The following is a 12,705-nucleotide window of genomic DNA, read 5'->3' as shown; positions in this document are numbered from 1 at the left end:
TCGGCACTCCCTCCACGACGATGTGGAAAGCGCTTACCGACGATCTTGAAAGCGCTTACTGGAGATCAGGGTGACGGTGCGACTGCGGACTGTCAAGACTCGCGCCGCTCATCAGGTCCACGGATCAACGTACTGGTAGTAGATCCGGCCGAGGGCGTGCGACCGATCGGGCTAAGGGCGGCGCTCACGGTCCATTGCGGACGGACGGCGGCCGACGATGTGCCGTGCACGCGGGTGGTGGTGCCAAGGCCCTGCTGGGGCTCGACGGAGGAACTCCTCCCGGAGCCGGCGGACGAACTCGTCTCCTCGGGTGTCGGCGAACGCGCGGAGTGGGCCGGAGCGGATGTGGGCCTCGAAGGAGGTCGCCGCGTCGGGATGGGTGATCAGGTGACGCGGCTGATCGTCGCGTTCGACCACAACGCCATGGGCGGCCAGGGATGGCACGAGCCGGCGTTCCCACGAGCTGTCCCCGGCCGGGCGGTGGTTCAGCAGGATGTCGGCGATGAGCGCGAAGGGACCGTCGGTTTCGGTGGTGCCAGGCCAGAACACGACGGACAGCCGCCCGCCGGGGCGCAGCGCCGCCGCCCACGACCGGATGGCCAGCTCGGGCTCCGGCAGCTGTTGAAGGCCGAACACCGACACCACCGCCGCGCACCTGCCCGACCAGCGGGGGTCGAGTGTCGTGGCGTCGCCTTGCACGACACTGGCTTTTGGATGGTGTGCGGCACGCTCGCGAGCCCGGCGGACCATGCCGGCGGACAGGTCTATGCCGACGATCTCGCGGTCGGGGAAGTGCTCGGTCAGCGCGTCCAGTTCCGGGAACGTCCCGCAACACGGCACCAGGACCGGCCCTTCGGGCAGCGTCTCGGTGGTGACGACCGCCCGCACCGCGGTGGCCACCCAGGGGGCGAAACGCGGTACGTAGTAGGTCTCGTACCCGTCGGTGGCCTCGTCCCAACCATCGGCGAGGGTCATCGCGCCTCCCCAGCACACTCGGCGCTGAACGTCTGCGCGATCGATGTCGTGGTGGTCATTGGCCTCTCTCAGTGTGGCGGGTCGATCGCGGCCAGCTTGCGCCGCAGGTGGGCGCGTTCGGGTTCGGCACCGGCCAGGTCGAGTGCTTTCCGGTAGGCAACGGCGGCCTCGCCGAGCCGGCCCAGCCGGTACAGCAGCTCCGCGCGGGCCGCGGCGTATGGGTGATAGCGGCGCAGCCGTGGCTCCCCTGCCAATGCGTCGAGCAGCGCAAGGCCACGCTCCGGGCCGTCACGCATGGCTACCGCCACCGCCCGGTTCACCGCGACGACCGGGGACGGCGCCAGCGCGAGCAGCACGTCGTACAGGGCCACGATCTGCGGCCAGTCGGTGCCGGCGAGATCCGTGGCCTCGTCGTGCAGGGCGGCGATCGCGGCCTGCACCCCGTACGGGCCTGGCGGCCCGCCGGTCAGCGCGGCCTCCACCAGGCCGCGGCCCTCCTCGATCATCGCGCGATCCCAGCGGCCACGGTCCTGCTCCTCCAGCGGCACCCACTCGCCCTCCGGGCCGCTGCGAGACTTCCGCCGAGCGTGGACCAGCAGCATCAGCCCCAGCAGGCCGGCGATCTCCCGCTCGCCTGCCATGAGCCGGTGCAGGATCCGCGCCAGGCGAATGGCCTCCTCAGCCAGGCTCAGCCGCTGCAGGCTCGGGCCGGAACTGGCCGCGTAGCCCTCGGTGAACAGCGAGTAGACGACCTGGAGCACCCCGGGCAGGCGCTCCACCAGCTCGTCGTCGCCGGGCACCCGGAACGGGATGCGGGCCTCGCGGATCTTCTTCTTCGCCCGCGTGATCCGCTTGGCCATGGTTTCCACCGGGACCAGTAAGGCCCGCGCCACCTCGGGCGTGGTCAGGCCGGCGAGGCAGCGCAAGGTCAGCGCGAGCCGGTCCTCGGCGGGAAGGGCAGGGTGGGCGCAGGTGAAGAACAACTGGAGGCGTTCGTCGGGCAGGCCGCTGTCGGCGTCGGCTGGTGGCGCGGGCGCGGCCCGGTCCGCCTCCACCTGCAACACGGCCAGCCGCGCCGCGTAGGCCCGGTCCCGCCGCAACCGGTCGACCGCCTTGCGCCGCGCCGTGGTCATCAACCATCCGCCCGGGTTGGGCGGAACCCCCTCGACGGGCCAGTGGGCCAGTGCCGCCTCGATCGCCTCGGCGGCCACCTCCTCAGCCAGGTCCAGGTCGCCGAAACGGCGGACGAGGGCCGCCAGCAGCCGGCCGTGCTCCTCACGGAACACGGCCTCCACCGACGCCAGCGGCGCCCCGTCCGTCATCCCAGGCCCAGCCTCGGCCACCTCAGCCCCCGAACTCGGCGACCGGGCGCACCACCACCGACCCGTCACGCGCACCGGGGCAACGGGCGGCCCAGTCCAGCGCGGCATCCAGGTCCGGCACGTCGATGACGTAGAACCCGCCCAGCACCTCACGGGTCTCCGCGAACGGTCCGTCCGTCACGATCCGCCTGCCGTCCTGGCCCACCTGCACCGCCGTGGCGGTGACCAGATCCGCCAGCGACTCCCCCGAGACGAAAATCCCCGCCTCCTTGACCTCCTTGTCATAGGCCATCCAGTCCTCGACACCGCATTCGGCGGCCTTGCCGTCCGCGTCGACCGCACCTGCGTTGATCAACAACATGTACTTCATGTCCAGCTCCTCAGTGTCCCGTGGCGCGCGGCACGATCGCCGCACACCATCACCACGAATGGGACCCGGCCGAATGGACACCCGGTCCTGGTTCACGATGCGCGATCTTGTGACGCCGCGCGAGGTCGCCAGGAGACGGACGGACCTCGACGACGTCGAGCTGGCCACGCTACTCGACCCGCACTCACTCACCGGTCAGTCAGCGTCGTTGAGGTGCCCCTTGTCGCGCTGATGCGCTGTCGTGTGCGCTGAGGGAGTGGCCGGTAGCGTCGCCTGCACGGAGGAGGATTCGCGATGGGCGATCGGCAGCAGCTGGAGTCGCCGCGAGGCCGGGGGGCACTCGACACCGTGCGGCTCGCGTTGGTCATTGGCGCGCTCGGCGTGGTGTTCGGTGACATCGGCACGAGCCCGATCTACACGCTGCAGACCGTGTTCAACCCGGGCGACCCGCATCCCGTTCCGGTCAACAGGGAGAATGTGTTCGGCGTGGTGTCGCTCGTGTTCTGGTCGGTGATGATCATCGTCACGGTCACCTATGTGCTGCTGGCGATGCGGGCCGACAACGACGGTGAGGGCGGCATCATGGCACTCATCACCCTGTTGCGACGGTGGAGCGGGCAGCGGGGCCGCCGGGCCGCGATGGTGCTCGCCGGGGTCGGCATCTTCGGCGCGTCGTTGTTCTTCGGCGACAGCATGATCACCCCGGCGATCTCGGTGTTGTCCGCGGTCGAGGGGGTCAAGGTCGTCGAGCCCTCACTGGCAGAGCTGGTCGTGCCGATTACCGCGATGATCATCTTGCTGCTGTTCCTGTTCCAGCGCAGGGGAACCGCGGCCGTGGGCCGGATGTTCGGGCCGGTGATGATCCTGTGGTTCACCGCCATCGGCGCGTCCGGGATCGGCGGCATCATCGACCACCCGCGGATCCTCGAGGCGCTCTCGCCGACCTACGCGATCGGCTTCATGGTCCACCACTTCGACATCGCCTTCTTCGCGCTGGCCGCGATCGTCCTCGCCGTGACCGGCGCGGAGGCGCTGTATGCCGACATGGGGCACTTCGGCCGCAAGGCGATCACCCGCGGTTGGTTGTTCCTGGTGTTCCCCGCGTGCACGCTCAGCTACTTCGGCCAGGGCGCGCTGATCCTCGACGACCCGGCCAACATCTCCAGCCCGTTCTTCCTCCTGGTACCGGGGTGGGGCCGGATCCTGATGATCGTGCTCGCGACCGCGGCGACCGTGATCGCCTCTCAGGCGGTGATCACCGGCGCGTTCTCAGTCACGTCCCAGGCAGCGCAGCTCGGCTACCTGCCGCGGCTGCGGGTCACGCACACCTCGGCGACCGAACGCGGCCAGATCTACGTGCCGTGGATCAACTGGCTGCTGATGGTCTCCGTGCTGACGCTGGTCTTCGCGTTCCGCAGCTCGACGTCGCTGGCCTTCGCTTTCGGCATGGCGGTGACCGGCACGATCACGATCACCACACTGCTGTACTTCTTCATCGCCCGCGAGAAGTGGGGCACCCCGGCGTGGCTGGTCGGCATCGGCGCGACCGTGCTGCTGTCGGTGGACCTGCTGTTCCTCGCGGCGAACTTCACCAAGCTGCTGCACGGGGCATGGCTGCCATTGCTGATCGGCGTCACCGCATTCACGATCATGATCACCTGGCAGCGTGGCCGGACGATCGTGACCGCGGAGCGGCAACGGCACGAGGGAACGCTCAGCGAGTTCGTGGAGAAGCTGCGGAGCAAGAGGGCACTCATCCGGCGGGTGCCCGGCACGGCGGTGTTCCTCAACCGCAGCAAGGAAACCGCGCCGCTGGCGCTGCGGGCCAATGTGGACCACAACCATGTGCGGCACGAACATCTGGTGATCGTGTCGATCGAGACCGAGCCCGTACCGCGCGTGCCGGCGGCCGAGCGCGTGGTCGTCAACGACCTCGGCTACGGCGACGACGGGATCACGCATGTCACCGCCCGCTTCGGCTACATGGAGACCCCGGACGTGCCGCGCGCACTGCGCCTGCTCGACCCGGCCAGGACCGAAGGCGAGCTGCACCTGGAGGACGCCTCGTACTTCTTGTCGACGATCGAGCTCCGCCGCGGCACCGAACCGACGATGGCGCCGTGGCGCAAGCGGCTGTTCATGGCGACCTGCTACATCACCGCGGACGCGGCGGAGGCTTTCAAGCTGCCGCGCGACCGTACCGTGATCATGGGCTCACACATCGAGGTCTAGTCGCCGAGGTTCCGGCGGAGCAGGTCTTCGTCGGTCTCCCCGCGGACGGGGAGGCGGGCGGAACCGTCCCGTACGCCGACGCTGGGCGGCCGGCAGACCACGTTGTAGTTGGACGACAGCGGATAGTGGTAGGCGCCGGTGACGGGGAACGGCGAGCAGGTCGCCGTGGTGGATGTCCGGGTTCGATCGCGAGGGGCGGGGTGGTATCCGGTGCTTCGCGCTCTCGCGGGCCACCGCCGCCGGGACGAGTCTGTCACGGCAACGCCGCCGTTCCAGGTGTTGACGACCAGTTCGGTGACCGAGCCGCTATGCGCGAAAACTGTCCTCGCGGGCTCTCGTCCAGGCCAGTGCTCCGTGAGTCTTGGCGTGCAGTAGCACCGCGGCAAATCCGAGCAGAAGCGCTACAGTCCAGCGGCCGTCGGCGTCGATCGAGCTCGACGTCGGCAGGTACGGTCCCACAGCTGGTGCGATGTTATGGAGCGCCCCGAAGACAAACCACAACACGAGTCCGGTCAGTCCGGCCCACAACGGCCCGGTCAGTGGGGCGACCAGCTGGACGATGGCTGCGATCACGACCACGTTGGCGCACACCCACGCCCACGCGGTGCCATCCGGCAGCCGCGGCACCACGGGCAGCGCACATGCCACAGGCAGCGCGATGTTGGCGACGCAGACTAGCGCGGCCACGACACGAGCGCGGTGCGTTCGCGCGACGCGTTCCCACTCCCACAACCGTGGCCGGGTCAGCAAGGTGAGCACCGTTGCCGAGGCAACGGCACAGAGCTCAGTGATCGGCAACTTGTTCGGGCGCACCGGCGACACGTCGATCACGATGGCCGCGAGGCCGTACACGGCGCTGACACCGGCGGCCACCACGACAGCCAACAAGGCCCACGGCGCCGCACGAGAGGCCAGAATGATCCGGGTCATGCGCGGGGCAGGTCGGACTCGTCGAGCTGGCAGCTGAGCAGGTCGTCCTGGTTCCGGGCAATCCACGCCCGTACCTCCTCCTCGCTCATCCCTGCGAACGCCCCAGACGGCGCTCCCCCGTGTGTGAGATAGTCCGCGAGCGCGTGCTGGGCCTCAACCATGGTCCAGTTCTCTGCCCCCTCCTGAGCGTCCGCGCACGTGTACAGACCGACGAGCCCCTCGGCGAACGCTGCATAGGCGACGTCAATGGTGCCGCTGGCATCGACCTTCATCTCCAGCACACCATTCACCGGCAGGACGTTCACGGGCCTGTCCATCAGCAGTGTGCGGGCCCACACCGCGTCGATTGCCTCGGGCTTCGTCCCGAAACGCTGCACGATCGGATCGAACGCGGCGACCACCGCAGCCAACTGTTCCGCATCGGCGGCATGCACGCAGTACTCGATCCCGCTCGCGATGCGACAGGCTCGGGGAAGGTCGCCCTCAACGGTGAACAACGCGACCTGGTTCGACAGGCCGAGCACCACCAGCGCAGCCGGCACCACCGCAAAGAGGCCCACATCGCCTGCCCGCCCGCCCAACGAGCGATGGGTTCCCGCCGACTGACGCTGCAGGAGCTTGGCCGCAAGCCCCGCCGCAGCGACCGTCACTGCCGCAAACAACAGCACACGGAAGACCGCGAACGGCGTGGACTCCACCTGACCCAGCATCGGCTCGATATACAGGACCGGCGTGACGGCGGCATAGGCGTCCGCTTCAACAGCGCCGATCACGTAGAGCGCGAACAGGGCGATCCCGATGACCGGGACCGTAATCAGTGACGGCGCGAGGGTGCCGAGGGCGTAGCCGAGCGCGACCGCAGCGGTCATGGCCAGCACCCCGGACAGCATCACCAGCACATCCGGCAAGCCCACCCCGCCGCGCAGCGCAGTACCGATCGTCAGCGGCAGGAGGGCGACCACGTAGGCCCCGACAAACCAGCCACCCAACACCGCCAGGTGCCGGCCCGCGACGGCCGCGCCAAGCCGGGGTGACCGCGGCTGCGCCCAGACGCGATCAGCCCGGTTGAGGCGCACCGCCCACAGGCAGGACGCGGTGCCGGCGATGATGCCCGCCCACATGAACTGCTGGTGCCACTGCGCAGAGGTCTCCACCCACCGCGGGTAGGGCCAGGCCAGCATTGGCCACGTCGCGCCCACTACCACCGCGAGGATCGCCGTGGCGGGCAGCACCACGATCAGGGCACTATGCGGCCAGAACCACGACCGGCGCCGGGTCATCGGTCGTCCCCCAGCGTCTCGAGCAATGTGCGGTAGCCACGCTCCAGCGCTGACTCCAGTCCACTGTCCGGCTCTGTGGCGTTCGCCATGGCGTCTTTGACCTCGGTGACGGTGCCGTCGAACGCGATGCGGCCACCGGCGAGCACTCCAACGCGTTCACAGAGATGATGCACATCCTCGAGGACGTGGGTCGACAGCAGGACGGTGCGCGAGCGTCCCAGTGCGGCGATGACCTCCCTGACCCGCACCCGCTGTGTCGGGTCCAGCCCCACAGTTGGTTCATCCAGCACCAACACGTCGGGATCGTGCGCGAGCCCGGCAGCCAGACCGAGGCGCTGCCGCTGCCCACCCGATAGCGACCGCGCCCGCGCCGACGCCCGGTCGGCGAGATTCACGGCCTCCAGCGCCGTGAGCGCCGCTTGGTCGGCTTCCTTGCGGCCCACGCCGTTGACCCAGGTCGCATAGCTGACCGTATCGATCACCCGCATTTCCGGCGGTGTGGAGAAACGCTGTGGCACAAACCCGAACCGCGGCAGCGAGCCGGTGGAGTCGCTCAGCGAGACGGTGCCCGCCTTCGGCCGCAACAGGCCAATCAGAACTGACAACAGGGTGGTCTTCCCGGCGCCGTTCTCCCCCAGCAGACCGGTCACACCTGGCCTGATCACCCAGTTGAGGTTCCGCAGCACCTGCTTGCGGCCATAGCTGAACTCGATCCCTTCGAGCTTGATATCCACGTGCCCGTATTCCCCCCCGTCATCCCGACCAGCGCCATGCTTTGCGACCAACAGCAGTGGGGCAGGTGCCGCGGCGGCCCCTGCCCCACTGTGCCTCGAATTAGACCATCAGCACATCTGTCGACGATTCGACTCCACCGAGTTTCCCCGACTGTTGGCAGTCATCGTGTAATAAAGGCCATCGCCACGACACCTACCATTTGCCGTCATCCAGTAGTTCGACACATAAGTCTGATGCCGCTCGGCGACCATCGTGTCCGGCCACCAGGCCACGTGTTTATACACCCTGACCCACAAATGGTTCACCACGTCGTTCGAAGCACAACCCTGGCGACCACCGCGACCACTGACCCCGCCGTTGGACGTCGGCCGCGGGAGCTCGGCCCTCATTACACACGCCTGAATCGCCGCATCTCGGCCGGTAGCAGGCTCGGCGGCCGCCCAACCTGGCGAGGCCACTGTGGCGATCCCGCCACCAAGGGTGGCTGCCGCTAGGGCGCCAGTAGCCAACTTTCTTCACTCTCCCCATAACAATTCCCCTCGCGTGAAAAAGGTTGAACTGCACTACCAAGAATGGCTCAAGGCACCATTCTGCGCAGCCCTCCTGACGTTGCCAGACGGTTGAAAGGCAGGAACCGGGAATCAACCATCTCAGCTCGATCGAGTGATTCCGATCGAGCCATACGCCATCACCGCGTGAGGGTGTCCACGACGTAGGCGGCGGTTTCGGCGAGGAGAGCCTCGTCGTACTCGGCGTCGACAGTGGACTTACTCGACATGATCGCGATGACCAGCGGGCCGGAGTCCGGTGGCCACACGACGCCGATGTCGTTGAGCGTGCCGTAGTCCCCGGTGCCGGTCTTGTCTGCCACGCGCCATCCTCGCGGGACGCCCGCCCGGATGCGCCGCGCACCGGTTGCGCTGCGCTCAAGGAGGTCGCGGAGGAACTCGCGCTTGTCGGCCGGAAGTGCGTCCCCCAGCACGATCCGCTGGTAGTCCGTGCCGATCGCCCGCGGTGTGGTCGTGTCACGCGGGTCGCCGGGCGTGGCCTCCACGATGGCAGGTTCGATCCGGTCCATCCGGGTGACGTCGTCGCCGATGCCGCGCAGGTACGCCGTCAGCTCGGCCGGGCCGCCGAGGTCGCGGAGCAACAGGTTGCCTGCCGTGCCGTCACTGAAGCGGACCGCGGCGTCGCACAGGTCGCGGACCGTCATGCCCGTGGCCACGTGCCGCCGGGTGATGGCTGAGCTCTTCATCAGGTCGGCTTCGGTGTAGGCGACGACGGTGTCCAGGTACGCCATGGGGTTGCGGTGCAGCACGGCCGCCGTCGCGAGGCCTTTGAACGTGGAGCAGAACGCGAACCGCTCGTCCGCCTGGTGAGCGATGGTCGCACCGGAACCGGTCGCGACGGCGTAGACGCCCAGGCGGGCGTCGAACGTCCGCTCGAGGTCGAGCAGGTGGTCGTGCCGCTCGGGCGGTCGGGTGGACGAGGACGCGGCGCTGGTCGTCGGGGCCGGGGCGGCGGGCCGCGTAGTGGCGCATCCCGCCAGTGGCAACAGCGCGAACGCCTTCAGCAGCGCGCGGCGAGTAGTCATCGTCCCCCCAGCCGAGTTAGGCAAACCGTATATGACCGAGATCCGCCGACACCCCGATTACCTGGGTACTCTGCCGTTTGTGAGCTTCAGCATGCACGTGGTGAGATTTCGCCAGGGCGAGGCACAACCGCTGGCACGGGAACAGTTCGACGCAATCTTCGGCGTCTACGTCACGGAAGACCCTGATCTCAACTTCCTGCACCTCCAGACCCCCGATGGCGGCGACGCGGATATCCACGTTCACTTCGACGGCGCCAGCACGGACGCCGTTCACTTCCACCGGCCGTCGTCGGGACAGGTGATGGACCTCATCGCCGAGTTCGCCCGGTTGGCAGAAGCCGTGATCATGGCGCCCGACTGTCAGTACATGGTCACCAACAGCAACCAAATCGACCACATTCCAGGCGAGGACCTCCGAGAGTTGGGCGCCGTGATCATCCAGAACGGGTCTGATCTCGCCGCCGCGATTACTGACACCTGATACACGCCTCGACCGCCAGAGTAGACCGCAGATCAGGGCGCCGCGCCGTCGGCTTGAATGTTCGGGATCTCAGTGTGGGAGCACTGTCACCGGCAGACCGTCGGAATTCACCGCGCCGATACGGGCCGCACGGGCTCGAGACGAGGACAGCTCGCCCAGCTCAACGGCGAGGAAGCGACCGGGGTGCGTGATCCGTCTCCCGTCGGGGAGCGTGACGTCGATGCGTGCGACCTCCGGGCTGCCGGCGACGACGAGCCAGTCATGCTGGTCGAACCACCACACCGCGGTGTTGCTGCGGACCGAGCCGCTGGTGGGCATGACCAACGTGTCGGCGCCGGTGTCGACCAGCACGGTGTCCCGGCTGGCGGAGATGGCGAGCACCGAGGCCTGCTGACCACCTGGCAGAGTTCCGTGCCACAGCTCGGTGATGGCGAACAGCAACGGGATGGGCCTGTCGAACTCGGCACTGTCGGCACACGTCAGCTGCGAGAGCAAACGCAGCTCGGCGACACCGATATCGCCGAGCGAGCGCACCGGCCGTTCGTCCGCGGGACGGCGACCTGCGGCATCGAGCGGCGAGAGGTAAGCGTTGAGGTTCGTCCCCACATTGCTCTGCTGTGGACGGAGGAGGTGGAACCGTACCGCGCCGTTGCCGCGCTGTTCAGCGACCACCTTGGCCCCACAACTGTCCGGGCCCATGGCAGGTACGCGCGGCACGATCCCGTTCTCGGCGGTGACTCGCTCCCAGCGCACCTCGTCGCCAGCGAGCACGGCCGCATCCAGTTGCGGGTTCTCGGCCCGCGTGTCGATCCACGCACCGTCACCGACGACGAGCGACATCGCCTCGGTGCGCTCCCGGTCGACCGGCGGGGTGGTATCGAGGGCGCGACCGAACAACTCGACCCACAGGATCGCCCCCGAGCCGTCAGCGCGTCGTTCATAGACGGTGCCCAGACCAGTGGCGTCGATCAGGACAACCACTTCCCGTTCGCCGACCCGGGCGGCGTGCAGCACACTGATCTCCCCACGGGGCCGCTCAGTAGCCGGCCGGGCCCGCCATGCCTCGCGCGCCAAGGCGAACACGTCACTGTCCGCGTCGAGGCCGTTGGCCGCCGATTCGTCGACACCGATCGGATTCGGGTCTTCCCCGCGTGCTCCCAGGACGAGCCAGGTACCCACACTGCCAACGGCGAGCCCCGCGATCGCGACCAGCACGACCGGCCAGCGCCGGATGAAATCCCTCACAACTCGACGCTAACAGAAGGCGGGCGCCGGAATGGGCCATTCGTACAGTTGACCCGTGACGGCCCGATCGTGCTCTGGTCGACACCAATGGCGGCACCTGGGTCGGCGGTGGGCGTCCAATCCGGACTCGCTGACCGCCCGGTTCGGGAAACCCGCCCCACGAAACAGACGTACGGGCTAACCTAGCCCCAAGATCGGGAAAAGCTGGGGGTAAGCATGCATCGTCAGGTGTGGATGTGGACGGGTGCCGGACTGGTCGCAATACTGGCTGCCGGGCTGCTGGTGTGGCGGCCGTGGGCCACTGCCGATCCGTGCGCGGCCGCACTCACCCCCACTGAGCGGATCCCGTCCGGGGTTCCGCTCGAGGATGTAGCCGAGCCGGACGCCCTGCGTGTCCTCACGACACCGGCAGCACCGTTCGGGCCCGCTCGGACGGCGGTGCCCACACCACGGTCACCTGAGCTCACCCTCGGTGGCGTGGTCGTCCAGAGCGCGGGCAACGACCTGGTCGGCGCGGTCGACGCCGGCACCGGTAAACGGCTATGGGCATTCGAGCAGAACGGAACCAGCTACGGCAGCGCCCAGGTCCGCGGTGGCCTCGTGTTGCTCCAGCATCCGGAAGGCTCGATCGCGACCGCCGTGGACATCGATCTCAAGACCGGTGAGATGCGTGGCTGCATCGCGCTCGGCACCGGCGAACCCGCGGCTATGGGCACGGCGGTGGTCGTGGCCAACCGTGCGGTCGCGTTGCTGCGCTGGCCCACTGCCCAGACAGGCGTGCTGACCCTGGTCGACCCCACCCGCAGCGAACCGGTCTGGACCCGCGAGGTCAACCTCGGCCAGTCGTTCCGGCACGGGCGGTCGGCCGGCGACACGATCGTGTTCGGCGCCGCAGGCCCCGACTCGACCAGCGCATGGGAGCTTGTCGACGACCCCCGCAACAACCTGGAGCCTGAGGCCCTACGGCTGTACGCGTTCTCCGGCGGCGACGGCGCTCCACTGTGGAATTACGGGCATGAGGACTTCGCCCAGCAACTCGTCTCAACCACCGCGGACGAGGTCGTGGTGCGCTCCACCCGGCATGACGAGGCACGCGATGTGTTCCGGAACCGGCTGGCCGTGCTCGACGCGCGGACAGGTGAGGAACGCTGGTCGGCCGATCTGCCCGACAGCTCCCCCACCTACTACGAGCAGGCCGCCCTCTACGGCGATGTCGTGATCACTTCGGACTCCGACCCACAACGCGGCACCCACGCGTACCTGACCGCGCGCGACCTCGCCAGTGGCATGCAGCTCTGGCGGATCGAGAACCGGGTGACCGCACTGGACCGGTCAGCCGTCGTCGGCGACCTCGCCCTCCTCCCGGCAAACTCCCGAAGGGGCGTCGAAGTTGTCAACGTCCGAACTGGAGAGCCGCACACCGTCTTCGACGGCATACCAGTAATCCAGGTCACCGCCGACGGCACCAGCATCGGCCTCCATGTACAACTCGGACGCGACCCCGCGCTCATCACCTACGATCGAACCTGACCTGGTGGCAA

11 protein-coding genes and 1 pseudogene are annotated in these 12,705 nt (G+C 68.3%); 3 read left to right on the top strand and 9 right to left on the bottom strand.

Features of this window, described 5'->3' with window-relative positions; translation table 11 throughout:
* Positions 1 to 171: 171 nt before the first annotated feature.
* The 3 genes from ABZ863_RS09125 to ABZ863_RS09115 form a co-directional block, all read right to left on the bottom strand.
* Positions 172 to 975, bottom strand: coding sequence for a class I SAM-dependent methyltransferase (locus ABZ863_RS09125; RefSeq protein WP_358532789.1), 804 nt, complete (start codon positions 973 to 975; stop codon positions 172 to 174).
* 68 nt (positions 976 to 1,043) lie between these two features.
* Positions 1,044 to 2,297, bottom strand: a complete 1,254-nt coding sequence (locus ABZ863_RS09120) for a DUF6596 domain-containing protein (RefSeq protein ID WP_358532787.1) — start codon at positions 2,295 to 2,297, stop codon at positions 1,044 to 1,046.
* Positions 2,298 to 2,319: 22 nt separating this feature from the next.
* The gene (locus ABZ863_RS09115) at positions 2,320 to 2,667 is read right to left on the bottom strand and encodes a YciI family protein (RefSeq protein WP_358532784.1); all 348 of its coding nucleotides are present in this window, start codon (positions 2,665 to 2,667) and stop codon (positions 2,320 to 2,322) included.
* 294 nt (positions 2,668 to 2,961) lie between these two features.
* Here ABZ863_RS09115 and ABZ863_RS09110 point away from each other — a divergent pair, with 294 nt between their 5' ends.
* Positions 2,962 to 4,899 carry a potassium transporter Kup gene (locus ABZ863_RS09110; RefSeq protein WP_358532782.1) on the top strand — a complete coding sequence of 646 codons (1,938 nt, stop codon included), beginning with the start codon at positions 2,962 to 2,964 and terminating at the stop codon, positions 4,897 to 4,899.
* On the opposite strand, the pseudogene ABZ863_RS09105 reads toward ABZ863_RS09110, so the two are convergent.
* The 5 genes and pseudogenes from ABZ863_RS09105 to bla all read right to left on the bottom strand — a co-directional run.
* Positions 4,896 to 5,076, bottom strand: a pseudogene (locus tag ABZ863_RS09105) (diaminopimelate decarboxylase); the annotation flags it as partial. The gene ABZ863_RS09110 and the pseudogene ABZ863_RS09105 sit on opposite strands and share 4 nt — an antisense overlap.
* Positions 5,077 to 5,205: 129 nt before the next feature.
* Positions 5,206 to 5,829, bottom strand: coding sequence for a hypothetical protein (locus ABZ863_RS09100; protein WP_358532779.1), 624 nt, complete (start codon positions 5,827 to 5,829; stop codon positions 5,206 to 5,208).
* Positions 5,826 to 7,109: a hypothetical protein gene (locus ABZ863_RS09095; RefSeq protein WP_358532777.1), complete on the bottom strand. Its 1,284-nt coding sequence runs from the start codon at positions 7,107 to 7,109 to the stop codon at positions 5,826 to 5,828. The genes ABZ863_RS09100 and ABZ863_RS09095 overlap by 4 nt, the downstream gene beginning before the upstream one ends.
* A complete protein-coding gene (locus ABZ863_RS09090; RefSeq protein WP_358532774.1) occupies positions 7,106 to 7,843 on the bottom strand; it encodes an ATP-binding cassette domain-containing protein in 738 nt (245 codons plus the stop codon). The genes ABZ863_RS09095 and ABZ863_RS09090 overlap by 4 nt, the downstream gene beginning before the upstream one ends.
* Positions 7,844 to 8,532: 689 nt before the next feature.
* On the bottom strand, positions 8,533 to 9,438 hold the full coding sequence (gene bla / locus ABZ863_RS09085) for a class A beta-lactamase (RefSeq protein WP_358532771.1): 906 nt from the start codon (positions 9,436 to 9,438) through the stop codon (positions 8,533 to 8,535).
* Positions 9,439 to 9,469: 31 nt separating this feature from the next.
* Here bla and ABZ863_RS09080 point away from each other — a divergent pair, with 31 nt between their 5' ends.
* On the top strand, positions 9,470 to 9,919 hold the full coding sequence (locus ABZ863_RS09080; protein WP_358532768.1) for a hypothetical protein: 450 nt from the start codon (positions 9,470 to 9,472) through the stop codon (positions 9,917 to 9,919).
* 69 nt (positions 9,920 to 9,988) lie between these two features.
* Here the strand turns inward: ABZ863_RS09080 and ABZ863_RS09075 are convergent, their stop codons facing one another.
* The gene (locus ABZ863_RS09075) at positions 9,989 to 11,164 is read right to left on the bottom strand and encodes a hypothetical protein (protein WP_358532765.1); all 1,176 of its coding nucleotides are present in this window, start codon (positions 11,162 to 11,164) and stop codon (positions 9,989 to 9,991) included.
* Between the two features lie 216 nt (positions 11,165 to 11,380).
* Between ABZ863_RS09075 and ABZ863_RS09070 the strand changes: the two genes are divergently transcribed.
* Positions 11,381 to 12,694 carry a PQQ-binding-like beta-propeller repeat protein gene (locus ABZ863_RS09070; protein ID WP_358532762.1) on the top strand — a complete coding sequence of 438 codons (1,314 nt, stop codon included), beginning with the start codon at positions 11,381 to 11,383 and terminating at the stop codon, positions 12,692 to 12,694.
* The last annotated feature ends 11 nt before the right edge of the window (positions 12,695 to 12,705 follow it).

The sequence above is a fragment of the Saccharomonospora sp. NPDC046836 genome, assembly GCF_040645195.1.
Classification (GTDB): Bacteria; Actinomycetota; Actinomycetes; order Mycobacteriales; family Pseudonocardiaceae; genus Prauserella_A.
Note: the sequence above shows the minus strand (reverse complement) of the source record. Positions and strands in the feature narration are given on the sequence as shown.

What these genes read in the sequence shown, in the direction of transcription:
- ABZ863_RS09115 (WP_358532784.1), bottom strand. Translation starts at nt 2,667, where the DNA reads ATGAAGTACATGTTGTTGATCAACGCAGGTGCGGTCGACGCGGACGGC.
- bla (WP_358532771.1), bottom strand. Translation starts at nt 9,438, where the DNA reads ATGACTACTCGCCGCGCGCTGCTGAAGGCGTTCGCGCTGTTGCCACTG.
- ABZ863_RS09110 (WP_358532782.1), top strand. Translation starts at nt 2,962, where the DNA reads ATGGGCGATCGGCAGCAGCTGGAGTCGCCGCGAGGCCGGGGGGCACTC.
- ABZ863_RS09100 (WP_358532779.1), bottom strand. Translation starts at nt 5,829, where the DNA reads ATGACCCGGATCATTCTGGCCTCTCGTGCGGCGCCGTGGGCCTTGTTG.
- ABZ863_RS09070 (WP_358532762.1), top strand. Translation starts at nt 11,381, where the DNA reads ATGCATCGTCAGGTGTGGATGTGGACGGGTGCCGGACTGGTCGCAATA.
- ABZ863_RS09080 (WP_358532768.1), top strand. Translation starts at nt 9,470, where the DNA reads ATGACCGAGATCCGCCGACACCCCGATTACCTGGGTACTCTGCCGTTT.
- ABZ863_RS09120 (WP_358532787.1), bottom strand. Translation starts at nt 2,297, where the DNA reads ATGACGGACGGGGCGCCGCTGGCGTCGGTGGAGGCCGTGTTCCGTGAG.
- ABZ863_RS09095 (WP_358532777.1), bottom strand. Translation starts at nt 7,109, where the DNA reads ATGACCCGGCGCCGGTCGTGGTTCTGGCCGCATAGTGCCCTGATCGTG.
- ABZ863_RS09125 (WP_358532789.1), bottom strand. Translation starts at nt 975, where the DNA reads ATGACCCTCGCCGATGGTTGGGACGAGGCCACCGACGGGTACGAGACC.